At 67.5% G+C, this 26,784-nt stretch carries 26 protein-coding genes and 1 pseudogene; 20 read left to right on the plus strand and 7 right to left on the minus strand.

From position 1 onward, the window contains the following. Positions 1-260 precede the first annotated feature (260 nt). From FEJ81_RS03720 to FEJ81_RS03745, 6 genes are all read left to right on the plus strand, one after another. Positions 261-1,301, plus strand: coding sequence for an AIR synthase family protein (locus tag FEJ81_RS03720; RefSeq protein WP_138244011.1), 1,041 nt, complete (start codon positions 261-263; stop codon positions 1,299-1,301). Positions 1,302-1,449: 148 nt separating this feature from the next. Beyond that, the gene (gene thiD / locus FEJ81_RS03725) at positions 1,450-2,811 is read left to right on the plus strand and encodes a bifunctional hydroxymethylpyrimidine kinase/phosphomethylpyrimidine kinase (protein WP_138244012.1); all 1,362 of its coding nucleotides are present in this window, start codon (positions 1,450-1,452) and stop codon (positions 2,809-2,811) included. Further along, a complete protein-coding gene (locus tag FEJ81_RS03730) occupies positions 2,808-3,797 on the plus strand; it encodes an LLM class flavin-dependent oxidoreductase (protein ID WP_138244013.1) in 990 nt (329 codons plus the stop codon). The genes thiD and FEJ81_RS03730 overlap by 4 nt, the downstream gene beginning before the upstream one ends. Positions 3,798-3,874: 77 nt before the next feature. Further along, complete coding sequence (locus FEJ81_RS03735) at positions 3,875-4,198, plus strand: tRNA-binding protein (protein WP_138244014.1); 324 nt, start codon at positions 3,875-3,877, stop codon at positions 4,196-4,198. Between the two features lie 403 nt (positions 4,199-4,601). Then, on the plus strand, positions 4,602-7,334 hold the full coding sequence (mutS, locus tag FEJ81_RS03740) for a DNA mismatch repair protein MutS (RefSeq protein ID WP_138244015.1): 2,733 nt from the start codon (positions 4,602-4,604) through the stop codon (positions 7,332-7,334). 340 nt (positions 7,335-7,674) lie between these two features. Then, positions 7,675-8,256 (plus strand): DUF5806 family protein, encoded by a 582-nt coding sequence (locus FEJ81_RS03745; RefSeq protein WP_229504753.1) that lies wholly within the window; start codon positions 7,675-7,677, stop codon positions 8,254-8,256. An 88-nt stretch (positions 8,257-8,344) separates the two neighbouring features. On the opposite strand, the gene FEJ81_RS03750 is transcribed toward FEJ81_RS03745, so the two are convergent. Next, positions 8,345-9,175, minus strand: coding sequence for a YihY/virulence factor BrkB family protein (locus FEJ81_RS03750; protein ID WP_138244016.1), 831 nt, complete (start codon positions 9,173-9,175; stop codon positions 8,345-8,347). A 164-nt stretch (positions 9,176-9,339) separates the two neighbouring features. Between FEJ81_RS03750 and FEJ81_RS03755 the strand changes: the two genes are divergently transcribed. The 3 genes from FEJ81_RS03755 to rtcA all read left to right on the plus strand — a co-directional run bounded on the left by FEJ81_RS03755 (position 9,340) and on the right by rtcA (position 13,669). Further along, positions 9,340-10,140: an SDR family NAD(P)-dependent oxidoreductase gene (locus FEJ81_RS03755; RefSeq protein WP_138244017.1), complete on the plus strand. Its 801-nt coding sequence runs from the start codon at positions 9,340-9,342 to the stop codon at positions 10,138-10,140. A 117-nt stretch (positions 10,141-10,257) separates the two neighbouring features. Beyond that, positions 10,258-12,510 (plus strand): DNA mismatch repair endonuclease MutL, encoded by a 2,253-nt coding sequence (mutL, locus tag FEJ81_RS03760; RefSeq protein WP_138244018.1) that lies wholly within the window; start codon positions 10,258-10,260, stop codon positions 12,508-12,510. Between the two features lie 82 nt (positions 12,511-12,592). Further along, entirely contained in the window at positions 12,593-13,669 is a 1,077-nt protein-coding gene (rtcA, locus tag FEJ81_RS03765) for an RNA 3'-terminal phosphate cyclase (protein WP_138244019.1), read from the plus strand. Between the two features lie 16 nt (positions 13,670-13,685). Here the strand turns inward: rtcA and FEJ81_RS03770 are convergent, their stop codons facing one another. After that, the gene (locus tag FEJ81_RS03770; RefSeq protein ID WP_138244020.1) at positions 13,686-13,934 is read right to left on the minus strand and encodes a hypothetical protein; all 249 of its coding nucleotides are present in this window, start codon (positions 13,932-13,934) and stop codon (positions 13,686-13,688) included. A 212-nt stretch (positions 13,935-14,146) separates the two neighbouring features. Between FEJ81_RS03770 and kdgK1 the strand changes: the two genes are divergently transcribed. From kdgK1 to FEJ81_RS03790, 4 genes are all read left to right on the plus strand, one after another. Further along, the gene (kdgK1, locus tag FEJ81_RS03775) at positions 14,147-15,106 is read left to right on the plus strand and encodes a bifunctional 2-dehydro-3-deoxygluconokinase/2-dehydro-3-deoxygalactonokinase (RefSeq protein ID WP_138244021.1); all 960 of its coding nucleotides are present in this window, start codon (positions 14,147-14,149) and stop codon (positions 15,104-15,106) included. 187 nt (positions 15,107-15,293) lie between these two features. Further along, the gene (locus FEJ81_RS03780; protein ID WP_138244022.1) at positions 15,294-16,508 is read left to right on the plus strand and encodes a hypothetical protein; all 1,215 of its coding nucleotides are present in this window, start codon (positions 15,294-15,296) and stop codon (positions 16,506-16,508) included. An 84-nt stretch (positions 16,509-16,592) separates the two neighbouring features. Then, the gene (locus tag FEJ81_RS03785; RefSeq protein WP_138244023.1) at positions 16,593-18,056 is read left to right on the plus strand and encodes a dihydrolipoyl dehydrogenase family protein; all 1,464 of its coding nucleotides are present in this window, start codon (positions 16,593-16,595) and stop codon (positions 18,054-18,056) included. A 279-nt stretch (positions 18,057-18,335) separates the two neighbouring features. Further along, on the plus strand, positions 18,336-18,872 hold the full coding sequence (locus FEJ81_RS03790; RefSeq protein ID WP_138244024.1) for a GNAT family N-acetyltransferase: 537 nt from the start codon (positions 18,336-18,338) through the stop codon (positions 18,870-18,872). A gap of 308 nt (positions 18,873-19,180) precedes the next feature. Here FEJ81_RS03790 and FEJ81_RS03795 read toward each other — a convergent pair whose 3' ends face one another. Next, positions 19,181-20,479 carry an RNB domain-containing ribonuclease gene (locus tag FEJ81_RS03795; protein ID WP_138244025.1) on the minus strand — a complete coding sequence of 433 codons (1,299 nt, stop codon included), beginning with the start codon at positions 20,477-20,479 and terminating at the stop codon, positions 19,181-19,183. A 140-nt stretch (positions 20,480-20,619) separates the two neighbouring features. Between FEJ81_RS03795 and FEJ81_RS03800 the strand changes: the two genes are divergently transcribed. Further along, positions 20,620-21,534 carry an ABC transporter ATP-binding protein gene (locus FEJ81_RS03800; protein WP_138244026.1) on the plus strand — a complete coding sequence of 305 codons (915 nt, stop codon included), beginning with the start codon at positions 20,620-20,622 and terminating at the stop codon, positions 21,532-21,534. Further along, positions 21,531-22,322, plus strand: coding sequence for an ABC transporter permease subunit (locus FEJ81_RS03805; protein WP_138244027.1), 792 nt, complete (start codon positions 21,531-21,533; stop codon positions 22,320-22,322). The genes FEJ81_RS03800 and FEJ81_RS03805 overlap by 4 nt, the downstream gene beginning before the upstream one ends. A 3-nt stretch (positions 22,323-22,325) precedes the next feature. On the opposite strand, the gene FEJ81_RS03810 is transcribed toward FEJ81_RS03805, so the two are convergent. Further along, positions 22,326-22,622 carry a DUF7562 family protein gene (locus FEJ81_RS03810; protein ID WP_138244028.1) on the minus strand — a complete coding sequence of 99 codons (297 nt, stop codon included), beginning with the start codon at positions 22,620-22,622 and terminating at the stop codon, positions 22,326-22,328. A 137-nt stretch (positions 22,623-22,759) separates the two neighbouring features. On the opposite strand from FEJ81_RS03810, the gene FEJ81_RS03815 reads away from it, so the two are divergent. Both FEJ81_RS03815 and FEJ81_RS03820 read left to right on the plus strand, forming a co-directional pair. Further along, positions 22,760-23,239 (plus strand): RNA-binding protein, encoded by a 480-nt coding sequence (locus FEJ81_RS03815; protein ID WP_138244029.1) that lies wholly within the window; start codon positions 22,760-22,762, stop codon positions 23,237-23,239. 175 nt (positions 23,240-23,414) lie between these two features. Beyond that, on the plus strand, positions 23,415-23,864 hold the full coding sequence (locus FEJ81_RS03820) for a CBS domain-containing protein (protein ID WP_138244030.1): 450 nt from the start codon (positions 23,415-23,417) through the stop codon (positions 23,862-23,864). Positions 23,865-23,871: 7 nt separating this feature from the next. On the opposite strand, the pseudogene FEJ81_RS03825 reads toward FEJ81_RS03820, so the two are convergent. Continuing rightward, a pseudogene (locus tag FEJ81_RS03825) lies at positions 23,872-24,684 on the minus strand (DUF1028 domain-containing protein). Between the two features lie 24 nt (positions 24,685-24,708). Beyond that, positions 24,709-24,894 (minus strand): hypothetical protein, encoded by a 186-nt coding sequence (locus tag FEJ81_RS03830; protein WP_138244031.1) that lies wholly within the window; start codon positions 24,892-24,894, stop codon positions 24,709-24,711. Between FEJ81_RS03830 and FEJ81_RS03835 the strand changes: the two genes are divergently transcribed. Beyond that, entirely contained in the window at positions 24,884-25,246 is a 363-nt protein-coding gene (locus FEJ81_RS03835) for a cell division protein SepF (RefSeq protein WP_138244032.1), read from the plus strand. The two genes, FEJ81_RS03830 and FEJ81_RS03835, sit on opposite strands and share 11 nt — an antisense overlap. A gap of 191 nt (positions 25,247-25,437) precedes the next feature. Here FEJ81_RS03835 and FEJ81_RS03840 read toward each other — a convergent pair whose 3' ends face one another. Then, positions 25,438-25,644, minus strand: coding sequence for a cold-shock protein (locus tag FEJ81_RS03840; protein WP_138244033.1), 207 nt, complete (start codon positions 25,642-25,644; stop codon positions 25,438-25,440). A 214-nt stretch (positions 25,645-25,858) separates the two neighbouring features. Between FEJ81_RS03840 and FEJ81_RS03845 the strand changes: the two genes are divergently transcribed. Next, the gene (locus tag FEJ81_RS03845) at positions 25,859-26,029 is read left to right on the plus strand and encodes a hypothetical protein (RefSeq protein ID WP_229504754.1); all 171 of its coding nucleotides are present in this window, start codon (positions 25,859-25,861) and stop codon (positions 26,027-26,029) included. A gap of 83 nt (positions 26,030-26,112) precedes the next feature. Further along, positions 26,113-26,766, plus strand: a complete 654-nt coding sequence (locus FEJ81_RS03850) for a helix-turn-helix domain-containing protein (protein ID WP_138244034.1) — start codon at positions 26,113-26,115, stop codon at positions 26,764-26,766. Positions 26,767-26,784 lie beyond the last annotated feature (18 nt).

Here is a 26,784-nt window from a genome sequence, read left to right on the forward strand (position 1 = left end):
GGTTTCGAACCGTCGAATGACTGGCCCGTGTGACAGGTCTGTGTTGGGCGACGGATACCGACCCGCAGCGACGGGTATCGCATCACGGGGCTGCCGTCACCGATCGCCTCGTCACTAGTAGGTACCGGTACCCGTTACCGCACGTGTTCGCCCGGCTGGAGCCGCAGAGCGGCGGGCTCGAGTCCCGTTCGCGACCCGCGTTCGGGCGATTGCGGCGGCGAACCACTACGGATAAGGCGGCCGACCGGAATCGTTCGCCCGTGAGCGACCTCGGAAAAATCGATCGCGCGTTCTTCGACCGCCACGTCGCACCGAACCTCGGTGCCGACCGCGACGACGTCGCCGTCGGCCCGACCCACGGCGTCGATTTCGGCGTCCTCGATATCGGCGGGCAGGCGCTGGTCACCGCCACCGATCCGCTCTCGATCCTTCCGGCAATCGGCCTCGAGCGGGCGGCGCGGTTCGCCCTCGACCTCGTGCTCGCGGACGTGGCCGTCAGCGGCGTCGCTCCGTCGCACCTCTCGATCTGTTTCACCCTTCCGGAGGGGCTGACCGACGAGGAGTTCGCAACGATCTGGGAGACGATTCACGCGGAGTGTGCGGACCTCGGTGTCGCCGTCGTGACGGGGCATACGGCCCGCTACTCCGATATCTCGCATCCGTGGGTCGGCGCTGCGACCGCGATGGGCGTCGGCGACCACGACGACATCGTCCGGCCCGACGGTGCCCGCCCCGGCGACCGACTCCTGCTGACGAACGGCCCCGCCGTCGAGTCGGTCGGCCTCCTGACCACTCTCTTCGGCGACCGGCTCGAGCTCCCCGACGACGTGATCGCGGCCGGCCGGGACCGCCTCGAGGAGGTGTTTTCCGTCCGCGACGCCCTCACGGCGGCCGCGGCGGGCCCGGTGACGGCGATGCACGACGTGACTGAAGGCGGCCTCGCCGGCGCGTGCAACGAGATGGCCGACGGCGCGGGCGCTCGGTTCGCGGTCGATCGCGCGGCCGTCCCGATGCGTCCCGGCGTCCGCGAGGTCTGTGACCACCTCGGGTTCGACCCGTGGGCGGCGACCAGTTGCGGCTCGCTGCTGCTCGCCGTCGATCCCGACGGCGTCGACGACGTGCGCGCAGCACTCGCGGACCGAGACACTCCGGTCGCCGAAATCGGCCGCGTTGAGGCCGCCGATGACGGCGGGAGCGAGGTGCTCGTCGACGGCGAGCGACTCGAGCACCCGTCCGTCGATCCGTCGTGGGACGCCTACGCCGCGTTGGCCGCCGACGCGGCCGACGACTCCGATTCGTAACGGCTGGGGGAGGGGTTCATGTCGGCTCGAGCCGACGCTCGTCTACCGTACGTGTTCACACGGTCCGTCCGCTGGTCTCCGGGACCGAAGACGACTCTCATCCTCGCTGACCATCATCGCTTAGTATAACCGGGGAATACGGTTCACTATGAGAACACCAGCACCCGAGAGTCGACCGGTCGCGCTGACGATCGCCGGCAGTGACTCCGGCGGCGGCGCGGGGATTCAGGCCGACCTCGCGACGATGGCCGCCCACGGCGTCTTCGGCACGTCCGCGATCACGGCCGTCACCGCCCAGAACACCCGCGGCGTCGAGTCTTCGTTCGTCCTCCCGATCGAGGAAATCGAGGCCCAACTCGCGGCCGTCACCGACGACTTCGCGGTCGGCGCGGCGAAGACGGGAATGCTCGCGACGACCGAGGTCATCGAAACCGTCGCGAACCGCGCCGGCGAGTTCGACTTCCCGCTGGTGGTCGACCCCGTGATGGTCGCGACCACCGGCGACCGCCTGTTAGAGCCCGAGGCCGAGCGCGCCTACGAGGACCTGCTCGGCGCGGCGACGCTGGTGACGCCGAACGCCGACGAGGCCGAGGTACTGACCGACATCGCGGTGACCGACGAGGAGACCGCCCACGAGGCCGGCGAGGCGATCCTCGAGACGGGCGTCGACGCGGTCCTCGTCAAGGGCGGTCACGTCCCCGGCGAGCGGGTACAAGACGTGCTCGTCACCGACGACACCACCCGGGCGTTCGAGCACCCCCGCGTCGGCACCGACGCGACCCACGGCTCCGGCTGTGCCCTCGCCGCCGCGATCGCGGCCCGCCTCGCGAAGGGCGAACCCCTCGAGACCGCCGTCGAGGGCGCGACCGACTTCCTCGCCCGCGCGGTGCGGTACTACTACGACGTGGGCGAGGGCCACGGCGCGGTCAACCACATGGCGCCGCTGCGAAACGAGGCCGCTCGAGAGCTGACCGCCGAGGAAGTGCAGGCCGTCGTCGACCGGTTGGTCGACGCCGACGCCTCGGCGCTCGTTCCCGAGGTTGGCATGAACGTCGTCGGCGCGACGCCCTACGCTGAGTCCGTCGCCGAGACCGCCGCCGTCGAGGGCCGGATCACGCGAACGCTCTCCGGGCTGCAGCCGAACCGCGGGGTCCGGTTCGGCGCCTCGAGCCACGTCGCCCGCTTCCTCCTCTCGGCGCGGGAGTTCGTCCCCGACCTCCGGTTCGCGGTCAATTGCCGGTTCGACGCGGACGTGGCGGCGGCACTTGAGTCCCTCGAGTGGCCGACTGCGGAGTACGACCGCGGGGAACAGCCCGACGCCATCGCGGACACGGAGGGCAGCACGATGGGCTGGGGTGCCCGGCAGGCCTTCGCGGACCGCGACGAGCCGCCCGCGGCCGTCGTCGACCGCGGCGAGGTCGGGAAGGAGGCCCTCGTCAAACTCGTCGCCGAGGACCCCGAAACGCTCGCGGAGCGGGCGCTGGCACTCGATCGGGAGGTAACCGAATGAGCGCCGCCGAACGCGACGCGACCGATCTCGATATCGGGCTGATCCTCCCGCAGTACGGGACCGATATCGGGACGGTTCGGGACACCGCGCTCGAGGCCGAATCGCTGGGCTACGACGCGGTCTGGCTCGAGGATCACTCCCAGTCGTGGATCGGCGACCCGCGGCGAGCCACCCACGAGTGCTGGACGACCCTGAGCGCGATCGCCGAGGCGACCGATCGGATTCGGCTCGGCACGCTCGTCACGAGCCAGTCCTACCGCCAGCCGGCGCTGCTCGCGAAGATGGCCGCGACGGTCGATCGGGTGAGCGACGGCCGGCTCGAACTCGGGCTGGGCGGCGGCTGGTACGCGGACGAGTACGACCGCTTCGGCTACGAGTTTCAGGAGCCGCCGGCCGAACGCCTCCGCCGGCTCGCAGAGACCGTCGAGATCCTGCAGGGCCTCTGGACCAACGAAACGTACAGCCACGAGGGCGAGCACCTCGAGATCGACCTCGAAAATGCGTTCTGCGAACCCCAGCCCGTACAGGAGCCCCACCCGCCGATCTGGATCGGCGGCGGGGGCGAGGACTTCACCCTGCGCTACACCGCCGAACTGGCCGACGGCTGGAACTACGGCACCCTCGAGCCCGAGGGCTTCGCGGAGAAACTCGAGGTGTTGCGCGACCACTGCGAGAGCGAGGCCCGGTACGACGAGATCCGCAAATCCGCCGAACTGTTCGTCTTCGTCGGCGAGACGACCGAGGCAGCCGCTGAAAAGCGCGAGACCTTCCGGGACGAGTTCCTGCCCGATGGTCCCAGCGAGCCCCGCGAGTTCTTCCTCTCGGGCTACCTCGAGACGGCCCCCACCGGGACCCCGGCCGAGGTCCGCGACCGGCTGGCGGACTACGCCGACGCCGGCATCGAGGAGGTCATGCTCGCGGTGCCGAATGCGGCCGACGACGGGGACGAGAGCCTGTCCCTGCTGGCCGACGAACTGCTCGCGTAGCTGGCGGGGTCGGGGCTGCGCCGATTCGGCGCTCGAGAACCGATACCTAATTTTCGGTGGGGCTGGTACCCCGGCGCATGGTCGAGAGTCCGTTCGACGCGACTATCGAAGTCGGCGAAGTGATCGACGCCGAACCGTTCCCCGAGGCAGAGAAGCCGGAGATGACGAAACTGTGGATCGACCTCGGCGACGAGGAGATCCAGTCCGCCGCGCAACTCGATTACCACTACGACGCCGCCGACCTCGAGGGGCGGCAGGTGCTGTGTGCGACGAACCTCGGCTCGGTGCGGATCGCCGGTTTCAAATCCGAGGCGCTGACCGTCGGCGTTCCCGGCGAGGAGGGGTATCCCGTGCTGGTCTCGCCCGACGAGGACGTGCCGCTGGGCGGACCGTTGTACTGACTCGGGCTCGGAGGTGTCCGTTCGCTTGCCCTGCCAACCAGACCGAATCGATCCGATTTCCCCCGCTGAGACCGGTTTAACTAGACAATAAGTATAGTCACGGGTCGCCACGGAACACACGTGGCGAGGCGGGGCAGATCCGGTCGTTGCCAACCGACCCGTCTGATCATCCGAGACATCATCGCCCCGCTCGCCACGGATCGGATATCGTTCCACCGTCAACCCCTCCCCCCTCGATTCCGATCCTCCATCACCTACCACAGCGCCGAACTGATTCGACGTCGGCTTCCGGCCGACGTTTTAGCGAGGCTCCTCCCCCGCTGAGCGACGCGCCTCGTCGCTGATCGACCACGTTCACCGCGGATCCCGCAGGGTTTTTGCGGTGGAGGGACAGTCACCGGATATGACCGAGGCGACGGGTATCGTCGGAGAGTTCTTCTCGTTGAAGGAGGGAACCGACGCCGAACTACTGGCGATGCAGTGTGGTGACTTCTACGAATTCTTCGGCGAGGACGCCGAAATCGTCAGCGAGGAACTCGATCTCAAAGTCTCCCAGAAGTCCTCCCACGGCTCGTCGTACCCCATGGCCGGCGTGCCCGTCGACGACCTGACGCCCTATCTCAAGGCCTTAGTCGAGCGCGGCTACCGCGTCGCCGTCGCCGACCAGTACGAGACCGACTCCGGCCACGCCCGCGAGATCGTCCGCGTGGTGACCCCCGGCACCCTGCTCGAGACCAGCGACGCCGACGCCCAGTACCTCGCGGCGGTCGTCGACGGCGGTGACGACGCCTACGGGCTCGCCTTCGCGGACGTGACGACCGGCCGATTCCTCGTGGCGGCGGCCGACGACGCCGACGACGCGCTGACGGAGTTGTACCGGTTCGACCCGGTCGAAGTGCTGCCGGGGCCCGACGTTCGGGCGGACGACGACCTGTTGAATCAGGTTCGTGAACGCATCGGCGCGACGCTTACACTCCACGAGACCGAAGCATTCGCGCCCAAACGGGCCAGACACGGGGTTCGCGAACAGTTCGGCGCCGAAACCGTCGAGCGGTTGTCGGTCGGCGAGCCGACGATCGCCGCGGCCGGCGCGATCCTCTCCTACGTCGAGGAGACCGGTGCGGGCGTCCTCGCCTCGATGACCCGCATTCAGGCCCACCACGGCGACGACCACGTCACGCTGGACGCGACCACGCAGCGCAACCTCGAGCTCACCGAGACCATGCAGGGCGAGCGCGACGGCTCGCTGTTCGCGACGATCGATCACACCGAGACCAGCGCCGGCGGCCGCCTGCTAAAGGAGTGGCTCCAGCGCCCGCGGCGCTCGCTCGAGACCCTCGAGCGGCGACAGGAGTCCGTCGCCGCGCTCTCGACGGCGGCGCTCGCTCGCGACGAGTTACAGGATTCCCTCGGCGAGGCCTACGATCTGGCGCGGCTGGCCTCGAAGGCGACTCACGGCAGCGCGGACGCGCGAGACTTGCTCGCGGTCCGGGACACGCTGGCAGTGCTCCCCGAACTGGCCGATAGTATCGCGTCGAACCCGGATCTGGCCGACTCGCCGCTCTCGGAAATCGTCGACCGGCCGGATCGGGACGCCGCGAGCGAGCTTCGGGAGACCCTCGAGGAAGCCATCGCCGAAGATCCGCCCTCGACGGTGACCCAAGGGGAACTCCTCCAGCGGGGGTACGACGCCGACCTCGACGAGGTGATCGAGCGCCACGAGGAACTCAAGGAGTGGCTCGACACCCTCGCCGAGCGCGAGAAGGGACAGTACGGCCTCTCCCACGTCACCGTCGACCGGAACAAGACCGACGGCTACTACATTCAGGTCGGCAAGTCCGCCGCCGACGGCGTTCCGGACCACTACGAGGAGATCAAGACGCTCAAGAACTCCAAACGATTCACCACCGACGAACTCGAGGAGAAGGAACGCGAGATCCTTCGGCTCGAGGAACGACGCGGCGAACTCGAGTACGAACTCTTCGAGGAACTCCGCGAGACAGTCGCCGCGCGGGCCGAACTGCTGCAAGATGTCGGCCGGGCGCTGGCGACGGTCGACGCGCTCTCGAGTCTGGCGACCCACGCGGCCGAGAACCGGTGGGTCAAGCCGGACCTGCACCGCGGCGATCGACTCGCGCTCGAGCAGGGTCGCCACCCGGTCGTCGAGCAGACGACCGAATTCGTCCCGAACGACGTGCGGATGGGGTCGGCGGCCGGAGCCGCCGACCAAGAACGCGCCAGCGGGCGCGCAGACGAGGATCGTGGCTTCCTCGTCGTCACCGGCCCGAACATGTCCGGGAAATCGACGTACATGCGACAGGTCGCCTGTATCGTCTTGCTCGCGCAGGTCGGGAGCTTCGTCCCGGCGAAGGAGGCCGAGATCGGTCTCGTCGACGGCATCTTCACCCGCGTCGGCGCGCTGGACGAACTCGCGCAGGGCCGCTCGACGTTCATGGTCGAGATGAGCGAACTCTCGAACATCCTCCACACCGCGACCGAGGAGTCCCTGGTCATCTTAGACGAGGTCGGCCGCGGGACCGCGACCTACGACGGGATCTCGATCGCGTGGGCGGCCACGGAGTACCTGCACAACGAGGTGCAGGCGAAGACCCTCTTCGCGACCCACTACCACGAACTGACCGGGCTCGCGGAGAACCTCCCCCGCGTCGCCAACGTCCACGTCGCGGCCGACGAACGCGACGGTGAGGTGACGTTCCTCCGGACGGTCCGGGACGGGCCGACCGACCGATCCTACGGGATCCACGTCGCCGACCTCGCAGGGGTGCCCGACCCCGTCGTCGACCGCTCGAGAGACGTCTTGGAGCGCCTGCGCGAGGAGAAGGCCATCGAGGCCAAGGGCGGGACCTCGAGCGAGCCGGTACAGGCCACGTTTGACCTGGGGAGCGGAACGATGCGGACGCAGGGTGGGAGCGATTCGCAGGACTCCGCACAGACGGCGTCGACCGACGGCGGTCCCGCGGAGGCCGACGCCGCGGACGCGGCGATCGACCCCGAGAGCGAAGCCGTCCTCGAGGACCTCGAGTCGCTGGACGTGAACACGACGCCGCCGATCGAACTCGTCTCGAAAGTCCAGCAGTTACAGGAGCGACTCGAGGACGCCACTCGGTCCGAGTGACTCGTTGACACACCGTCTTTCCGGTGAATCGCCGCGAGTCGGCGACGGGGCGATTGCGCCGCCGTGATCGCGACCGTATAGCAGCCCGTTTTCGCCGTCGATCACCGTGCGAGTCGGTGGGAGACATCGTTCGGAGTGTCTTCGATAGCAGTCGTTCCACGTCCACTTTCACTGCGCTTGGCTCCCCCTTACGTTCGAGCGGCCCGTGTCGTCTATACCGCAATCGCGTCGCGCCGGTGACGGGTCGAATCGGGTCGCGATTGCGAGCGAGCGGAACCCCGGTGGGCGAACCGCGGATCGTTCCCGCGGCGGGGCTTCGGGCGACCGCCTGATACACACCATGCCCGACGAAACTGAGTCTACGACCGACCGAGACGGAGCGACGAGCAAGTACGCCGGCAATCCGGACGGCGAGCGATTCACGAAGATCAGCGGGGCCGAGTACGACCGCGTCAACGAGTTCCTCAAAGCGCGGACGTCCTTCACCGCGCGGGAGTGGGCGATCGCCCGCGCCTGTCAGGACTTTCGCACCCCGACCGGCGTCCCGATGCAGACGGTCGGCGAGAACCTCCCGGATCTCGTCCCCTTCATGGACGATACCTACTCGGGACAGTCCGTCGGCAGCGCGAAACACCGGTTCGACGAGAAGGTCCAGAACGCGGCGAACACGATGCTGTACGGCGCACTTTCCGGGTTCTACACGGCCGACGAACTCGACGCGATCCTCTACGAGGCCGTCGAGACCGCGAAACTCCTGATCGAAACCGAGGGCGGCACGATCGACCTCGAGACCGAGGAGCGCGTCGAGTCTCGACTCGCCGAGTCCATGCGCGAGGTTCGAGCGACGAGCCGGGAGGTGTCGGCCGAGCTCGCCGGCGAGAGCGACTCCGAAAACCGCGGAACCGAAGCGAGCGAGGACTGAGACCGCTCGAGCGACATCTTTCACTGATTCGTCCTGCGAATCGGATCGGCGCAAGTCGGTCCGAACGGGACGGGTCGGTCGCGTCCGGCTACCCGTGAACGGAGCCGGTCGACTCCCGTTCGTTGCTGTCGGCGGGGCCCGCTTCAGGGTGGTACTCCCCGATCACGACGTTCACCGCCACGCCGACGAGGAGGACGAACGAGGTCCCGTAGAGCCAGATGAGCAGGAGGATGACCGCACCGAACGTGTCGAACGTGCCGACGGTGTTCACGAGGTCCGCGTAGACGCCGAACAGCGCCTCGAGGACGACCCAGCCCGCGGCGGCGATGAGGGTCCCGGGAAGGGCCTCCCGCGCCGAGACGTCCGGTTCGGGGAAGACGTAGTAGATGGGAAAGAACGCGACGACCAGGCCACAGAACAGGACGAGTGGGGTCACTGCGACGACGACGGGATGGTCCACCGTCGCCAGCGTCGCCGTCGCGAAACTGACGCCGGTGGTGGCGATCACGATGGCGAGGAAGACCACGATACCGTCGACGAACTTGCCCGAAACGGAGCGCTCTCCCGCGCCGTACAGTTCGTCGAACGCGGTGTTCAACCCCCGGAAGATGCGCAGCATGCCCCACAGTAGCGAGACGATCCCGATGAGCGACGCCCCGGCCCGCTTTGACGCGTGGGTCAGCGCCTCGTAGACGAGCCCCTGACCGGCGGGACTGAGGTGGTCTCGAGCCACCGCGACGATCTGTTCGGTCAGGTAGTCGTTACCGACCGCGCCGGCGACGATAAAGAGCAGGAGCAAGAGCGGCAGCAGGGAGAGAAAGGCGGCGTGGGCGATGCTCCCCGCCATGAACGTCACGTTGTGCTCGTCGACGACGGCCACCACATCTCGAGCGACGGAGCGGGTCCGTCGCAGATCCATACCGTCCGGACGGCTGCGGTCAGCAAAAGCGCGGCGCTGGCACTCGCCATCGGAGTCGTCGACGCCGGACAGCGACGGCTCGGCTGGCGCGAATGATGCCGAGCAGCGACGCTCCTCGAGAGCCATCGGAAGCGTTTTGCAACGCTAGGTTGCCCGTTAGCACGATGCACGAAGCAGACTTCGACGTCGCGGGCAAGACCGCGATCGTCACCGGTGCGAGCCAGGGAATCGGCCGCGCGATCGCGGAGACGCTCGCGGCCAGCGGTGCGGACGTAGCGATCTGTTCGCGTTCGATGGATCGCGTCGGGCCGGTCGCCGAGGGGATCGCCGAGGATGTGGACGCGGGCGACGCGCTCGCCGTCGAATGCAACGTCCGCGAGCGCGAGCAGGTTCAGAATCTGGTCGACGAGACGGTCGCGGAGTTCGGCGACATCGACGTGCTCGTCAACAACGCCGGCGGGGAGTTCGTCGCGCCGTTCGAGGACATCTCCGCGAACGGCTGGAAGACCATCGTCGACCTCAACCTGAACAGCACGGTCCACTGCACGCAACTCGCCGGCGAGGTCATGCGCGAGGGGTCGGGCGGCGTCATCATCAACCTCTCGAGCGTGAACGGCCAGCACGCGGCCCCGGGCGAGAGCCACTACGGCGCGTCGAAGGCGGCGATCATCCGGCTGACCGAGACGCTGGCCGTCGAGTGGGCCGAAGACGGCATCCGCGTCAACTGCGTCGCGCCCGGGCTGATCCAAACCCCCGGCGTCGCCGAGACGCTCGGCATCGACAGCGAGGACATGCCGCCCCGCGAGGAGACCGACCGCCGTATCGGCCACGCGGAGGAGATCGCCGACGTGATCCAGTTCCTCGCGAGCCCCGCCGCCTCCTTCATGAACGGCGAGACGGTGACGGCGAAGGGTGTTCCGCGCGCCGGCAACTCGATGTCGCAGGATCTGGGTCTCGAGGACTGACGGCGGACTCGAGCGGCCGTCACCGTCGAACGGCAGGGACGTAAGACCTAACCAGTCGCCTTCTGTACGGCTATCCAGTACTCGAGCGTCGGAACCGAGTCCCGACGCCGAATCATCATGAGTGACGAGAGCACACTACCACAGGACGACACCGGCATCCGCCGATTGGACGAGGACACCGTCGCCCGCATCGCCGCCGGCGAGGTCGTCGAGCGCCCCGCCAGCGCGGTCAAGGAACTCGTCGAGAACAGTCTCGACGCCGACGCGGACAGCGTCGACGTCACCGTCGAGGCGGGCGGCACCGAACTGATCCGCGTCGCCGACGACGGCCACGGGATGAGCGAGGCCGATCTCCGGGCGGCCGTCCGCGAACACACGACGAGCAAGATCGATGGCCTCGAGGACCTCGAGTCGGGCGTCGCGACGCTGGGATTCCGCGGCGAGGCCTTGCACACCATCGGCTCGGTCTCGCGGCTGACGATCTGCTCGCGGCCCCGCGAGGCCGATGGTGCGGGAACGGAACTCGTCTACGAAGGCGGCGAGGTGACCAGCGTCGAACCGACGGGCTGTCCCGCGGGCACCACCGTCGAGATCGAGGATCTCTTCTACAACACCCCCGCTCGCCGGAAGTTCCTCAAGACGACCGCGACGGAGTTCGCCCACGTCAACCGCGTCGTCACCCGCTACGCGCTCGCGAACCCGGACGTTGCGGTCACGCTGACCCACGACGGCCGCGAGGTGTTCTCGACGACGGGACAGGGCGACCTGCAGGCCGCCGTGCTGTCGGTCTACGGCCGCGACGTCGCCTCGGCGATGATCCCGGTCGACGCCGACGGCGACGAACTCCCGCCCGGCCCCCTCGAGTCCGTCTCGGGGCTCGTCTCCCATCCCGAAACGAATCGCTCGAGCCGGGACTACCTCGCAACCTACGTCAACGGACGCGCGGTGACCGCGGACGCCGTCCGCGAGGGGATCATGGGTGCCTACGGCACGCAACTGGGCGGCGACCGCTACCCCTTCGTCACGCTCTTCCTCTCGGTCCCCGGCGACGCGGTCGACGTGAACGTCCACCCCAGAAAGCGGGAAGTCCGCTTCGACGACGACGATGCGGTCCGCCGGCAGGTCGACGCCGCGGTCGAGAGCGCGCTGCTCGAGCACGGACTGCTCCGGTCTCGAGCCCCGCGGGGCCGCTCGGCACCCGGCGAGGCGCGAGTCGACCCCGGCGATCGACGCGGCGTCGAGAGCGGGGCGGATTCGCCCGCCAGCGAGGCCGCAACGCTCGAGTCCGGAGCCGGGACCGAGGCCGTCTCGGCTCCTGACGACTCAGCCGCCGAAACCGACGGCGAGCGATCGACGAGCGAGTCCGCGAACGCGGGGTCGAGTGCAGCGACCGACTCGAGCGGCTCGGACGCTGCCGGTGGCACGGGCGGCACGGACGCTGCCAGCGCGAGCAGTTCAGACCCAGCCGGCAGCGCAGGCGGCTCGGATGCCGCCGTCAGCGACCGATCCTCGAGTCCGCAGTCTCCCTCGAGCGGCACGGGTCGCGAATCGACGACCGCGGCGACGAACGCTGACGCGGCCGGTAGCTCGGCACCTGATTCGACCGAAACGGGCTCGGGTTCTGGCTCGAGTCGGGCCGATTCGAATCGCGAATCCGACTCGGTTCCGGATCGGGACCGCGACCCCGAGCGCAAGTTCGCGGCCGCCACCGAACAGCGGACGCTGACCGGCGAGCCCGCGACGGGCGAGGAAACTGAGTTCGACTCGCTGCCCTCGCTGCGGGTCCTCGGACAGCTCCGCGACACCTATCTGGTCTGTGAAACGCCCGCCGGACTCGTCCTGATCGACCAGCACGCCGCCGACGAGCGGGTCAACTACGAGCACCTGCAGGAGGTGTTCGCGGACGATCCGACTGCACAGGCCCTCGCCGAACCCGTCGAACTCGAGTTGACCGCGGCGGAGGCGGAAGCCTTTGAACACTACAGCGAGGCGCTCTCTCGGCTGGGCTTCTACGCCGACCGGGTCGACGATCGGACGGTCGCCGTGACGACCGTGCCCGCGGTGTTCGCGGAGACCGTAGAGCCCGAGCGCCTGCGGGACGTGCTCACCTCGTTCGTCGAGGGCGACCGCGAAGCGGGCGCGGAGACGGTCGACGCGCTGGCCGACGAGTTCCTCGGCGATCTGGCCTGCTATCCGTCGATCACGGGGAACACGTCGCTGACGGAGGGGTCGGTGATCGACCTGCTGTCGGCGTTAGACGACTGCGAGAACCCCTATTCCTGCCCGCACGGACGGCCGGTGGTCATCCGGTTCGACGAGCGCGAGATCGAGGACCGGTTCGAGCGGGACTATCCCGGCCACGGCGGGTAGCCCGCTCGAGAGCCGTGGACGGCCCAGTACCACGCGACCCGGCGTCGGCACTGGTAGGTGACTCGAGGCCCAACCTTCGCACATGACGACCCCTCGCGAACTCGACGGCTCGAGCGCCGGCGGCCAGTTTCTCCGAACGGCGCTCGCGCTGTCGGTCCTCGAGAACGACCCGGTTCGACTCGAACACGTCCGCGGCGACCGGTCGACGCCCGGACTCCGCCACCAGCATCTGGCGGTCCTCGAGACGATGGCCGAACTCTGCGACGCCGATGTCTCGGGCGGCGAACTCGGCTCGGAGACCGTCGAGTTCGATCCGGGGCTCGAGGCGGGGACCGATCCAGCGGGCCGCCAGCGACTCGAGGGCGGCAGCTACGCCGTCGATATCGGGACCGCCGGCAGCGCGACGCTGCTGTGTAACGCCCTCTTGCCGCTGGCGACGGTCCTCGAGTCACCGCTCTCGGTGACGGTCACCGGCGGGACGGACGTGGCGTGGTCGCCGCCGCTCGACTACCTCCGCTACGTTACACTCCCGTTGCTCCGCCGGTTCGGCGTCGAGGCCGCCTGCGAGGTCGACCGGCGCGGGTTCTATCCCGACGGCGGCGGGACCGCGACGCTTCGGCTCGCCCCCTCGAGCCTCGAGCCGATCGTCCTCACCGAACGGGGACCGCTCGAGGGGCTCCGACTCTACACCACCGAATCGGAATCGCTGGCCGACCGCGATGTCGCCTATCGGCAGGCCGAAGGCGCGCTCGAGCGGCTGAACCCCGAGCCCGATCTCGAACTGACGAAACGCTGTGAGACGACCGTCGAGAGCCCGTCGCCCGGCTCCGCGCTGGTGCTCTGCGTCGATCACGGAACCGGCGTCGCCGGCTTTTCGGCGCTCGGCGAGCGCGGCAAGCCCGCCGAGCGGGTCGGCGAAGACGCCGCCGACGCGGCGAACCGGTTTCTCGAGGGCGCGGCACCGGTCGATCGACATATGGCCGACCAGTTGCTTGTCTTTCTCGCGCTCGCCGGCGGGCGGGTGCGGATTCCCGCCGTGACCGACCACGTCGAGACGCGGTGTGCGCTGCTCGAGGCGTTCGGGGTCGACGTGGGGCTCGAGCGGGAGGCCGAGGCGACGGTGGTGTCGGTCGCGTCGTCGCTGGACGGGGGTCAGTAGGTCGTAACGTCTGGGGTTACTGCTGGTCTCGATTCAGCAGTCCTGCCAGCGCGACCAGTAGGCAAATCACGAGCATACCGCCTCCCGTGACCGCGAGCGCGAACGTCGGGTCCGTGGGCTCGATGTCCAAGTCCGTGAGCGGAAGCGTCCCCAGATACGCCACGAGTCGGCTGCCCGCGGCGGTGACACAGACGAACGCGATAGCGAGCCCCGTGAAGAGGAGTTGGTAGTCGAACCATGTCTTGAGTCCGTCTGCCGACACCATCTATGAACATGTTGTCACAGAAACCATATAGACTTTCGGTCGGTTCGGCATCCGTCTGTGTGCTCCCCGAGAGGGCGCGGCAGTGAGACCTCCCCGCTCGAGCGGGACGGTCGTCGATAACCGCCACAACTTATAGTATCGCCGACCGTCGCCTCGAGTATGACCGAGGGAGACACTACCATTCGCGTCCGATCGGTTCGGAGGGAAGAGCCGTGAGCGAGAGCGATATCGTCACGTTCGGCGAGACGATGCTCCGGCTGTCGCCGCCGGGGAACGAACGCATCGAGAACGCGGACACGTTCGAGGTCCGGGCCGCCGGGGCCGAGAGCAACGTCGCCATCGCGGCCAACCGGCTGGGTGCGTCGGCGACGTGGATCTCGAAAGTCCCCGAGACGGAGTTGGGACGGCGCGTCGTCGGCGAAATCCGCAGACACGGTATCGAGGCCGATCCCGTCTGGAGCCACCGCGGTCGACAGGGGACCTACTACCTCGAGCACGCGGGCAAACCCCGCGGGACGAACGTGATCTACGACCGCGATAACACCGCGATTTCGACGGCGGAGGCCCGCGAGTTCGATATCGATCGGATTCAGGACGCGAAGGTCTTCTTTACGACCGGCATCACGCCCGCGCTCTCCTCGACGCTCCGGGATACGACGCTCAACCTACTCAAAGCGGCCCGGAAGGGCGGGACCTCGACCGCGTTCGACTTCAACTACCGACGCAAGCTCTGGTCGCCCGACGAGGCCAGAGAGACGCTGACGAAACTGTTCCCGGGCATCGATATCCTCGTGATCGCCGCCCGCGACGCCCGAACCGTCCTCGGATTCGAGGGCGATCCGCGCCAGCTCGCGCACAAACTCGGCTCGCAGTACGATTTCACCACCGTCGTCGTTACCCGCGGCTCGGAGGGCGCGGTCGGCTGGCACGACAACGTCGTCCACGACCACGACGCCTACGAGACCGATACCGTCGATCCCATCGGTACGGGCGACGCCTTCACCGGCGCGTTCATCGCCCGCCGGCTCGACGGCGACGACGTTCCCACCGCCCTCGAGTACGCCGCGGCGACGGCGTCGCTCAAACGGACGATCCCCGGCGACGTCGCGCTCGTCACCGCGGACGAAGTCGAGACGATCGTCAAGGAACAGGGCGAAGACATCTCGCGATAGCTCGCCCGACGCGGGCGGGCCGCTGCAGATAGCCTCGTTTTGCAACGGCTCCGGACGACGGCCGGAGTGGCCGGCGAGCGCCGCACCTCGTCGCCTCGACTCGCCTCGAGTCGCCGACGATTCCCCGGACGATTGGACGGTTCTGCCAGAAGTCGTTTTATACGGGCGTCGAAAGCCACGACTCGTAATGAATCGCGGAGCCACACTGGTGATTGCACTGCTCGTGGCCACGAGCACCGTCACGATGGCCGCGGCCGCCGGTGCAACGCCGACGACGACTGCAGCAGGATCGAGTACAACTACTCAGAGCGACGCCTACGCTGGCGCCAACGTCGAGTTCGACGTGCAGGGCGATGCGATCGCTAACTACAGCGTCGACGGCGAACGGACGTTCTCCTCGGTCGCCGTCCAGTCCCAGAGCGAGGCCGACGCCGATGCCGGACTCGACGCGAGTACCGGACTCGAGGCTGCGACGGACCTGAACGGCGCGGGGCTGTCGCTCGCAACCGAAACGCAGGCGAGCGCCGAGATACAGGCTGACAGCGGCGCGACGCTGTCGGCCCACGACAACCAGCACGGGACCCTCGTCGTCGAGAGCGGCGACGAGGCCCAGTACGTCGAGGCCGACCTCGGGGCGAGCGCGGAGGCCCGTGAGGACGGCGACCGCGTCGTGGTCGAGACCGACGGCCGCGAGGGTGCCTTCCTCGTCGTCGGCGACGGCGAGGTGACCGTCTCCGACGGGAACGTGACGGCGGATCTCGGCGAGAACGCAACGCTCGCGTTCCGCTCCTACGAGGAGGGTGAGCGCGACGAGCGCGCGACCTACGAGGAGTCGCTGATCGCCGAGGGCAACGCCGCCGTCGAGGTCACGGCCGACCAGCGGGACGGCGAGACGGTGTCCGACGCCGTCACCTACGGCCAGGAGACGTCCGCCGAGGCGGCGACGACCGCCGACGGGGCCGTCGAGATGACGATCGATCGGACGACCCACACGGGGACCGTCGTGTTGACCACCGTCTCCGAGGACGCCGTCGGGAGCCTCGAGAACCTCTCGGTGACCGTCGACGGCGAGGCCGCGGTCGAGGCGTCCTCGAAGAGCGAACTCGAGGGTGCGATCGGGAGCGACGAGTCCCGATACATGGTCGTACAGGATACACAGGCGGAGGGACAGGCGACGGTCTACGTCGCGGTCAACCACTTCTCCGAGCGAACGGCGACGATCGACGGCGCGTCCGCACAGGACGAGAGCACGGACGAGAGCGACTCCAGCGACGAAGAGAGCGCCGATGGGTCCGCCGAGGACGAGACCGACGGCAGCGGCGACGACAGCGTGCCCGGCTTCGGTGCCGGCGCTGCGGTGCTCGCCCTGCTGACCGGCGTCGCGGCTCGAGTCCGCCGGTAACGAACTCCGGTTTTTCCGCTTCCGATCGCTACAGTGCGGACACATCGAAGGAACGCCTTTTTGCGTCGCCGTCGAACTACCGCTATGGTACACGTTGCGATCGTCGGTGCCTACGGCAGCGCTGGCGTCGCCGTCGCCGACGAACTCGAAGAGCGCCGCGACGAGTTCGACGGCGACCTCGAACTGACGCTGATCGACGACGGCGACCCCGGCGGCGGGCTCTGCATTCTCCGCGGCTGTATGCCCTCGAAAGAGGTCCTTTCGGCCGGCGAACACCGCTATCTCGCACGCCACGACGACCGACTCGAGGGGACGCCTGACCCCGATCCCGAGCGGATCGTCGCCCGAAAGGACGAGCACGTCTCGAACTTCGCCGAACACCGTCGGGACCACGTCCACGACCTCGCCGAGCGGGAGGGGGTCGAACTCGTCCGCGACACTGCCCGCTTTGTCGACGATCGCGTCCTCGCGGTCGGTGACCGCCGACTCGAGCCCGATTACGTCGCCATCGCGACCGGCTCGGTGCCGAACGTCCCCGACCTGCCGGGGATCGACGAAGTCTCGTTCCAGACCAGTACCGACGTCCTCGACGCGACCGCGTTCCCGGACTCGGGGATCGTGATGGGGCACGGCTACATCAGCCTCGAGCTCGGCCCCTACCTCAGCGAGGTCGGGGACATCGACCTCACCGTGATCGAACACGACCAGCGACCGCTCGATGACATGGAACCCGAGTACGGCGACGCGCTGGTGGACATCTACCGCGACCACTTCGGGATCGACGTGCTGACCACCACCGACGAGAAGCGCCTCGAGCCGACCGACGACGGCGGCGTCCGGCTGTTCGTCGAGCGAGAGGACGGGACGGAGCGAGTGCTCGAGGCCGACGACCTCTACCTGTTCACCGGCCGCCGGCCGAACCTCGACGGGCTGGGGCTCGAGACCACCGGCCTCGAGCCGGGCGACGGCTGGGTCACGTCGACGATGCAGGCCCGCGACGACGACCGCGTGTTCGTCGTCGGCGACGCCAATGGCCGCGAGCCGATCCTCCACGTCGCCAAGGAACAGGGGTTCGCGGCGGGGGAGAACATCGTCAACCACCACCGGGGCGCTGCGTGTGACCCCTACACGAGCGTTCCCCACCACGTGATCTTCTCGGGGCTGGGCGTCTATCCCTTCGTTCGCATCGGTCACACGCCGGCGACCGCCGCCGAGACGGGCATGGACGAGATCGTCGTCACCCGCGAGGCGTCGGCGGACGGCGTCTTCGAGACGAAGGGCCACCCCGAAGGCCGCGCGACGCTGATCGTCAGCGCCGAGGACGGAAGCGTGCTGGGCTATCAGGGGCTGCACCGCCACGCCGACGTGATGGCCAAGACGATGCAGATCGCCGTCGAGATGGGGCTCGACGTTCGCGACCTGCCCAAGCGGGCCTATCATCCGACGACGCCCGAAATCCTCGACGGACTGTTCCGTGAGGCCTGTTCCGAACTCGCGGATCGACAGGAGTGCGTCGACGATACGGACTCGCCGGACATTGAACTGTGACAGCAGCGACGGCTCGCAGCCGCCGAGACGACGTCGGAATAGAAAGGGGATAGCGGGCGGGACAGTGGTGGTGGAGCCGCTCCCTCGAGAACGGTCGGTCCGCCCGCCATCGCATCGTTCAGCGATCGTCGGGATAATAGTACTGACAAAACCGTCCAAAGAACGGTACTGAAACCGCGCCCGGCAGCGACCGCGAGCGACGAATCCATCGCGACGCGACCGTCCCGGATCGATGGCTGTCGGCCGCTGCTTTTTGACGGGCGCTGTGCTACGTCCCGTGTGACTCGAGACGTTCGACGGGCGACGGTCGACGACGTCTGGGCCGTCCACGAGGTCGCCCGCCAGAGTTGGCACGCCGCCTACGACGACGTGCTCGGCCCCGAAACGGTCGACGCGGTCGTCGACGAGTGGTACGCGATCGGCGACCTCGAGTCGTCGATCACGGAGGCGAGCGGCCGCGACGACGCCGCCTTCCTCGTCGCCGAGGACTCGCCCGCGACCGACCCCGCGTTCGAAACCGACTACGACGGCTTCGCACACGCCGTCCCATGGCCGGAAGACTCCTCGGTCGCGTTTCTCGCGCGCCTGTACGTCCGACCCGACGGCTGGAACGAAGGGACCGGGACCGCGTTGCTCGAGGGCCTCGAGACCGAACTCTCGGCCGGATTCGATCGGCTTCGTCTGGCCGTCCTCGCCGCCAACGAGGTCGGCATCTCGTTCTACGAATCGCGCGGGTTCGACCGCATCGGGACGCGGCCGTCCGATCTGGCGGCGGGTCTCGAGGAGCACGTCTACGAGAAGCGGCTTTTCGAATAGTCCGTATCTGCGAATCGACGGATCGAACTCACACCGGAGTGACGGCGAAGACGAGTGTCCTGCTCTCGTGGCGGCGGGGAATCGCCACACCCTCCCCAGCCGATTCGCTCACTGCTCACGGTTCCCACAGGTCACCGTTCGCTTGCGAGGCCTCACCGTGCTCGGCCTCGCACCGCTCGCTCATCCCTCGCACGGCAGTACCGGCCGCCCTCGTATCACTCGGCCGGCTCACAGCGCGCGCCACCGCTGTAAATTGAGAAAATACGCTGTACATTGTGGAAATACGATGTACACCGTAGCGGAGCCCGCTATAGCGTTTTGTCAGCCTCGTCGTCGTCCACGACTTCGATCCCGCGGTTGTTGACCGCCATCGGATCGAGGCCGACCTCCTGCAGGAAGGTCTTGTACTCGCGCTCGCACTGCTCGGCGTCTTTCTGCTTGTCGCTGGCGCGATCGCAGAGTTCGACGAGGTTCTCCGGCACGTCGTTCTGGTAGACGATCCAGTGGTTGATCAGGTCCGAGAGCCGCCGAATGGGGCTCGTGAAGTGACCGTAGATCTCGAAGTTCAGCGCGTGGTGGCCGCCGAACGGATCGTTCATGTACCGCGCCCGGGGCATGACCTTCATCACCGCCCACTGGATCTTGTCCAGTTGGCGCTCCGGTGCGTCCTCGAGGGTCGCGTTGACCGCCTTTCGGGGGTCGTCCCACGTGCTGCCGGGGATCGAGACGCCGTCTAAGTCCTGAATCTCTCGCAGCGCTTCGGACCACTCGTCGGGGCTGGGCTGGGGGTGGACCCGGTACATGGCCGAGACGCCGCGGTTCCACATGAGTTCGTGCGTGACGGCCTTGTTGGCCTTCAGCATGCACTCCTCGATGATGGTGTGAGCGCGGTCGCGGCTCGGGTTCAGGACGAGCGACCCGTCCTCCTTGCGCTGTTCGTGCATCTGCTCTGCGAGGTCGTAGACCAGCGCGTTCTCCTCGTGGAGGGGCGCGTCGGGCTCCTCGAGTCGGCTTTCAGCCTCGGCGTAAGTGAGCCGCTCGTCGGACTCGATGACGGACTTGTAGATCTCGATGTTCTCGTAGGTCAGGTTCTCCTTGTCGAGGTGCATCTCGACGGTGTGGGCCAGCCGGTCCTCGTTGGGGACCAGCGAGCAGACCGTCTCGGCGAGCACGGGCGGCAGCATGTGGACCGTGTAGCCGGGGAGATAGACCGTGTTGCCGCGCTCGACGGCCTCGTCCCACATCGCTGTCTCGGGGTTGACGTAGTGGGTCACGTCGGCGATGTGGACCCAGAGGACGTACTCGTCGTCCCGTTCCTCGATCGAGAGCGCGTCGTCGAAGTCTTGGGCGTCGATCGGGTCCGTCGTCCACGTCGTCAGTTCGCGGAGATCCTGCCGCTCGTCGATCTCGTCCTGTATCTCGGCCGTGACGCCCTCCGTTCGGGCTTCGGCCTCCTCCAAGACCGCCGGCGGGAACTCGTCGCGGAGTTCGAACTTCTCGAACAACTCCTCGCGCTTGTTCTCGAGATGGCGCGCGAGATCCTCCGAGACCTCGACGGGACCTTGGCCTTCCACGGTCCCGGCGTCGGCCTGTGCGTCGTCACTCATACCGAGGGGTACGGACGTAAGGGTGAAAGTCGTGTCGGGACGCGAATCCGTCCGTTCGCGAGCGGCCGGACCGCCGATACCGCGGGTCAGTGCGTTCCCGATCAGAAGACGTATTTCCCATCTAACATAACTGTGGGTGAATGCCAGCAATATCCCTCCGGGATGTCACCAAGCGCTTCGGTGACGTTCGCGCCCTCCGCGGTATCGATATGACCGTCGAGTCCGGCGAGGTGTTCGGTTTCCTCGGACCGAACGGTGCCGGCAAGTCGACGACGATCGACATCCTGTTGCACTACACGCACCCCTCGAGCGGCTCGGTTGACGTGCTCGGTCACGACGTTACCGAAGCGCCGGTCGCCGTCCGGAAACGCGTCGGTATCCTCCCCGAGGGCTTCGCCCCGTTCGAGACGATGACCGGTCGCCAGCACCTCGCGTACGCGATCGAGGCCACCGAGGCCGACGCCGACGACGATCCGGCGGCCCTGCTCGAGCGCGTTGGCCTGTCCGACGCCGCCGATCGGGCCGCCGCGGACTACTCAACGGGGATGACACAGCGCCTCGCGCTGGCGATGGCGCTGGTCGGCGAGCCCGACGTGTTGATTCTCGACGAACCCTCGACCGGGCTCGACCCCCACGGCGTCCGCCGCATGCGCGAGATCGTCCGGGCGGAACGCGACCGCGGTGCCACCGTCTTCTTCTCGAGCCACATCCTGGCGCAGGTCGAGGCGGTCGCCGACCGCGTCGGAATTCTCCGGAAGGGCGACCTCGTCGCCGTCGACACGATCGACGGACTGCGCGAGACGGCCGACGCCGGTGCGGAGCTGACCGTCGATCTGGCCGACGACCCGGGTGCGGTCGCGCCCACCATCGCCTCCGTCGACGGGGTCTCGACGGTCGAGGAACACGACGACGCCCTCGTCGTCGGCTGTACCGCCGACGCGAAACTCCGGGTGCTCGACGAGATCCGGGACGCCGGCGCGACGATCCGCGATTTCTCGACCGGTGAGGCGTCGCTCGAGGAGTTGTTCGTCTCCTACACGGAGGAGGCGGCATGAACTGGCAGCTGATCGCTCGAAAGGAGATCGGCGACGCGATCCGGAACCGGCAGTTGTACGCGCTCGCCGCGACGTTCGCGCTGGTCTTCGCCGTCATGGCCGAACTCCACGTCAGGCAGGTCGATCGGGGATACGCGGTCCCCATCGACCTCGTCGACCAGTTCGCGCTTGCCGGCATGCTCCTCGTGCCGGTGACCGGACTGCTGCTCGCCTCCGGCGCGATCGTCAGGCGGCGCTCGAACGGCCAACTGACGCTCTTGCTCGGCCTGCCACACGACCGACGGGATATCGTCCTCGGAACGTACGTCGGCCGATACGCGATCTTCCTCGCGTCCCTGCTCGCGGGCGTCCTCGCCGGCGTCGCCGTCGTCTTCGTCACCGGACACGCGGTCCCGACGACCGCCGTCCTCGGCTATCTCCTCGCCAGCGCCGGCTTGGGGCTCGCGTACCTCGCCGTTGCGATCGCGATCTCGGCGACGGTCCGCACCCAGACGTGGGCGACGTTCGCCGTCTTCGGCGCGTTGCTGCTCCTCCTGTTCGTCTGGCGGTTCGTACCCGAGGGGCTCGCCTACGTCGCGGCCGGCTTCGAAGAGCCGGTGACGCGACCATGGTGGATGTCGTACGTCGGTGCGCTCTCTCCGAGTCTCGCCTACGAACAGTTGCTGGAACCCGTGCTCGGATCGGACGCCGATCGCTCTCTGGCCTGGTTCAGTGCTGCCGTCCTGCTGGGCTGGAGCGCGCTCGCCCCTGCCGTCGGTTACTGGCGGTTCGCGACCGACGACCTCTAGCGATTACCGTTCGCGTTCCTCGAGCGTGCCGTACCGCTCCTCGACCGCGGAGAGATAGCTCGCGAGAAACGCGTCCCGATCCCGTCGGCCGGCCTCGAGATCGACCAGTAGCTCCTCGAGTTCGCCGCGCGGGTGGTGACAGAGGTCGCTGTGACAGGCCTTACAGAGGTGTTCGAAGGTCTTGTCCTCGCGATCCCAGCGGTCGCCGTGCTTGTCGTACTCGCGGGCCTCGTCGCGCGCTCGCTCGGTGCCACAGGCGAGACAGGTGACCGTCTCCGTCCCGTTCCGAGAGGGCCACATACGCGGTCCGACGGCGTGGGTCCACTTAGCGATTGGCACACGTTTCCCTCGTCCTGACCGTCAGGCCAACCGATTCACCGGGTTCGGTCGCTCTCCGGAACGGGCCTTTTATCTCCGGACCGCTCGTTTGCCCGATCATGCAGGTCAAGTCTCGACATCACCTCCGCAGCGACGCGGTATCCGATCTCGAGGAGACACTCGAGGAGCAACTGGGCGTCTCGCCCGAGGGAGACGCCTACGAGCGCGTCGAGTTCGAGGACACCGATTGGGAGGTCGTCCTCATCGACGGCGAACCGCAGGTCGCAGCGTTCGGCGACGACCTCTTTCTGACGGTCCGCGGGGCGAACGCCTACGAACCCGAAAAACGGCTCGTCACCGTCGACGCGGGTGCGGTCTCGTTCGTCAGCGACGGTGCCGACGTGATGCGCCCGGGGATTACCGACGCGACCGAGGATATCTCGCCGGACGATCTGGTCGTCATCGCCGAGGAATCCCACGGAAAAGTGCTCGCGGTCGGCCGCGCCCGTGTCGACGGCGCGGAGATGGCCGGCGACGAGGGGAAGGTCGTCGACTCGCTCCACCACGTCGGCGACGACCTCTACGAGTTTACCGGGTAAGCCCCACCGCGGGAGCGAGCCGAATCACTTTTGCAAATCGTCCGTACAACCGCGCCATCACTTTCGACTATCGCATTTTGGCTGTTTTACCACTGATACATGCTAGCAATACTAGTACCTAGGAGACGGTTGTCCACTAGCGTTATGTATTGGTTCGTGATACCACATATCAACCATGATCGAGACGACAGTCGAATCAATCGACCTTCGCTCGCCACCGAGGATCACCTCCGAAACGCCTGTTACCGAGGCGGCCCACGCTCTCCGTCGGCCGACAGTGTCCGCGCTCCCCGTCCTCGAGGACGAGTCAGTCGTCGGCATCGTCACCGAATCGGATCTCGTCGCGTTAGTCGCGGAAACGGACGAACGCCCGGCGACTCGAGCGATCATGTCGGCACCGGTGACGACGATTTCGCCGACCGCGACGATCGCCGAGGCCGCCGAAACGATGCGAACGGACGGGGTCAAACACCTCCCCGTCGTCGACGACGGCGTCTACCGCGGCCTGCTTTCGGCCCGCACGCTGGCCCCATACCTGTCGCGTCACCGCCTCGAGATCGAGTGGCGGGACGAGCCGCTGCGTCTGGAGGCGTCCGAGGGTCGGGAACTCACCGCGGGCGACTGAGTCACGGTCACTCCGCGGCGTCCAGCGAATCCGTCTCGAACGCGCCTTCGTATTGTGCGAGCATGTCCCTGTAGCCCTGCTCGGCGAGGTCGTCGGTCTCCCGTAAGTCCGCGATCGGTGTCTCGGTCGCGTCGAGGCGCAGGTCGTTGTACGGCGGCTCGACGGCGTGGGACTCCGTCGTCTCGACGACCACCGCCGCGCTCTGAACCGACAGCTCCTCGCGCTTGTCCCCGCCCTCGAGGTCGCCGGCCGCCAGCGCGTCGATCAATCGCTTCGCGAGGGGTTCGGTGTCGACGTCTTCCGTGACCGCGGTCGGTCCGGTCGCGGGGTCCATCGTGCCGTGGACGGCGTTCGCCGCGTAGGCCTCGCTGACCGTCTCGAGGACGTCCTCGCCGGTCAGCATGTTGCCCGCGACGGTGTAGTGGTCGCCCTCGCGGTGGCCGTACTCGGCGACGCACTCCTCGCCCGAGAAGGCGAACGTCGACTCGCCGTCGACGCCGTGTAACTGCCGCTGGGGCGCGCCGTCGTCGGCGTTGAGCAGCGCCTCGAGCGCGTTCATCAGACTGCGTCTGATGGGCCGTCAGAACGCGGACGTTCTGACGACGTCGTCGACGGCCAGTCCGTCGTCGATATACTCGATCCCGCGCGCGCCGAGGTCGACGTTGACCAGGCTCTGCGTGGCGACCGCCCCGCGGTCGCTGACGAACGGACAGAGCGTCCCGACGCCCGGCAACCGCGTGGTGACCGCGACGCCGAACCGGCGGTGACGGTCGCCGTCTTCGGTTTCGTACTCCTCGCGAACGCAGATGCTGAACGTCATCGTTCGAACGGCAACGGTGTGGAATTAAAAGCTACCGGACTCGTCGGATGCTCGCGGATCGACGCCGCTCGAGACGGGTCGAATCGGCGATCGACTGCGGAATCCGGCGTCGCTCGAGCCGTCGGTCGTCCGAACGGTCCCGGAGACGGGACCGTGTCTGACGTAAGAACTATACTGGCGGCGGCGGTGGATACCGCCAATGGGACTCATGAGCAAAATTCTCGGCGGCAACCAGTCCAGAACCGTCGAGGACTACGCCGAACTGAACCTCGAGGACGTCTCGGACGGCTCTGCAGAGGCGACGATGCAGGTACACATCGCGGAAGTCAGCGGGCAGGCCGACGCGATCGACATCAAAGACGCCGTCTACGACGGCGACATCGTCATCGCGGATATCACGCGCCTGCGGACCGAAGACAGCACCGTCGAACACATCGTCGACGAACTGCGACAGGTCGCCCAGGAAGTCAACGGCGACATCGTCCGGAAAGGCGAGGATCAGATGATCATCACGCCGACCGGCATCCACATCAGTCGCGAAAAGCTGGGCCAGAAGCTGTAGCGGTCGTCCTCGTTTTCGGTCTCATCGACCTCTCTCGTTGCCGTCGACGGACCCCGTAGTAGCCCCGATATCCGCAGGTTCGCTCGCTCTCGATACGGAGGGTACCTGCGGTACTCGCGCTGCTATCAGTGTATACTGTCGATAAAATGATTGGTAGTTACGCGTCGCTCGAGGCCACGCGCCGGTCGAACTTACGTGCGAACGACGTTCGTCGCGCGCGGGCCCTTGGGGGCCTGTTCGATATCGAATTCGATCTCCGTGCCTTCTTCGAGGTCAGGACCGCCGACATCCTCCATGTGGAAGAAAACGTCTTCGTCGTCGTCGAGGTCGCCGTCGTCCGTCGAAATGAAACCGTAGCCGCCTGTGTCGTTGAAGAAATCAACGTTACCTTTCGCCATTACAAACAAACGTACGGCCGAACACGGGATAACCCTTCCGAGGGTCGTGGTACCACGGCCGTCGACTCATCCGGTCGAGACCTGTGCCGGAAATCGGTGCCGCAGTTCGTGATCGTGACGATCCCGGCCGAGGGCACCTTTCGAGGGAGAACCGCCGAGCGCCGCGTTCGGTCTCGAGACGACCGCGATCGACCGCCCGGACGCGCTCGAGGGGTTGGCCGAGTGGAATCGGCAGCGCGCGGAATCGATCCTCCCGCGGGCGTTCGACCCGGAGGGGAGTATCGGGATCACCGACGAGCCCCCCCGAGAGGCCTACGACGGGACCGACCGCGAGCCGGAGCCGCTGAACCCGGCCCGCGTCCACCAGTACGAGGAGTGGTGCTGAACGGGTCCTCGGCCCGCGCAAGGAATTTTCACCCGGCGGGAATTCCGGCGTCGGTTATCCGGCGCGGACGCGTACGAACCGATATGACGGGCTTTCGTGCAACGGTCGTCGTCCACGAACCGGCGGACTGTCCGGTGGCCGACGTCTCCGCCTCCGCCGACGAACCGGTCGACTCCGTCTCGCGGTCGTCCCAGACGACGGCCGACGGGACGGTCGTCGAGGAATTCGGCGTCGCCGCCGACGCCGCGGTCGAGGGGGACCACGACGTCGAACTGACGCCGGTCCAGTCGAACGACCGCGAGGCGATCTATCGGTTCGAGCGCGACAGCGGCGCCGACTGCGCCTGCGAGATCATCGAGGGGACGGGAACGCCGGTCTCGTCGGTCCGCGCCCAGAACGGCTCGTTGCTCCTCTCCTTTCGCACCCTCGAGTTGGCGGAGATCGCCGAAATCGTCGACGAACTGCGGGCGTACTTCGACGGCGTCATCGTGGAGGAACTCACGCAGGATCACGAGGATATCTCGGCCGATCCGGTCGTCGTCGACCGGGAGGCGCTCACGACCAGACAGCGAGAGATCCTCGAAACGGCCCACGAGATGGGCTACTTCGACTACCCCAAGGGCGCGAACGCGACCGATGTCGCCGAGGAACTGGGCGTCGCCCGATCGACGTTCACCGAACATCTGGGGGCAGCTCAGACGAAGCTGATGGACGCGATCCTCGAGGAAGAAACGTAGTCGCGTCGCCGCGCCCGT

Origin of the sequence: Natrinema versiforme, from assembly GCF_005576615.1 — an archaeon.
Classification (GTDB): Archaea; Halobacteriota; Halobacteria; order Halobacteriales; family Natrialbaceae; genus Natrinema; species Natrinema versiforme_A.

Coding starts and splice junctions, on each gene's coding strand:
- thiD (WP_138244012.1), top strand. CDS start 1,450: ATGAGAACACCAGCACCCGAGAGTCGACCGGTCGCGCTGACGATCGCC.
- FEJ81_RS03780 (WP_138244022.1), top strand. CDS start 15,294: ATGAATCGCGGAGCCACACTGGTGATTGCACTGCTCGTGGCCACGAGC.
- FEJ81_RS03745 (WP_229504753.1), top strand. CDS start 7,675: ATGCCCGACGAAACTGAGTCTACGACCGACCGAGACGGAGCGACGAGC.
- FEJ81_RS03820 (WP_138244030.1), top strand. CDS start 23,415: ATGATCGAGACGACAGTCGAATCAATCGACCTTCGCTCGCCACCGAGG.
- FEJ81_RS03795 (WP_138244025.1), bottom strand. CDS start 20,479: ATGAGTGACGACGCACAGGCCGACGCCGGGACCGTGGAAGGCCAAGGT.
- FEJ81_RS03755 (WP_138244017.1), top strand. CDS start 9,340: ATGCACGAAGCAGACTTCGACGTCGCGGGCAAGACCGCGATCGTCACC.
- mutL (WP_138244018.1), top strand. CDS start 10,258: ATGAGTGACGAGAGCACACTACCACAGGACGACACCGGCATCCGCCGA.
- FEJ81_RS03785 (WP_138244023.1), top strand. CDS start 16,593: ATGGTACACGTTGCGATCGTCGGTGCCTACGGCAGCGCTGGCGTCGCC.
- FEJ81_RS03815 (WP_138244029.1), top strand. CDS start 22,760: ATGCAGGTCAAGTCTCGACATCACCTCCGCAGCGACGCGGTATCCGAT.
- FEJ81_RS03750 (WP_138244016.1), bottom strand. CDS start 9,175: ATGGATCTGCGACGGACCCGCTCCGTCGCTCGAGATGTGGTGGCCGTC.
- FEJ81_RS03840 (WP_138244033.1), bottom strand. CDS start 25,644: ATGGCGAAAGGTAACGTTGATTTCTTCAACGACACAGGCGGCTACGGT.
- FEJ81_RS03730 (WP_138244013.1), top strand. CDS start 2,808: ATGAGCGCCGCCGAACGCGACGCGACCGATCTCGATATCGGGCTGATC.
- FEJ81_RS03850 (WP_138244034.1), top strand. CDS start 26,113: ATGACGGGCTTTCGTGCAACGGTCGTCGTCCACGAACCGGCGGACTGT.
- FEJ81_RS03735 (WP_138244014.1), top strand. CDS start 3,875: ATGGTCGAGAGTCCGTTCGACGCGACTATCGAAGTCGGCGAAGTGATC.
- FEJ81_RS03830 (WP_138244031.1), bottom strand. CDS start 24,894: ATGAGTCCCATTGGCGGTATCCACCGCCGCCGCCAGTATAGTTCTTAC.
- rtcA (WP_138244019.1), top strand. CDS start 12,593: ATGACGACCCCTCGCGAACTCGACGGCTCGAGCGCCGGCGGCCAGTTT.
- FEJ81_RS03810 (WP_138244028.1), bottom strand. CDS start 22,622: ATGTGGCCCTCTCGGAACGGGACGGAGACGGTCACCTGTCTCGCCTGT.
- FEJ81_RS03805 (WP_138244027.1), top strand. CDS start 21,531: ATGAACTGGCAGCTGATCGCTCGAAAGGAGATCGGCGACGCGATCCGG.
- FEJ81_RS03770 (WP_138244020.1), bottom strand. CDS start 13,934: ATGGTGTCGGCAGACGGACTCAAGACATGGTTCGACTACCAACTCCTC.
- FEJ81_RS03835 (WP_138244032.1), top strand. CDS start 24,884: ATGGGACTCATGAGCAAAATTCTCGGCGGCAACCAGTCCAGAACCGTC.
- FEJ81_RS03800 (WP_138244026.1), top strand. CDS start 20,620: ATGCCAGCAATATCCCTCCGGGATGTCACCAAGCGCTTCGGTGACGTT.
- mutS (WP_138244015.1), top strand. CDS start 4,602: ATGACCGAGGCGACGGGTATCGTCGGAGAGTTCTTCTCGTTGAAGGAG.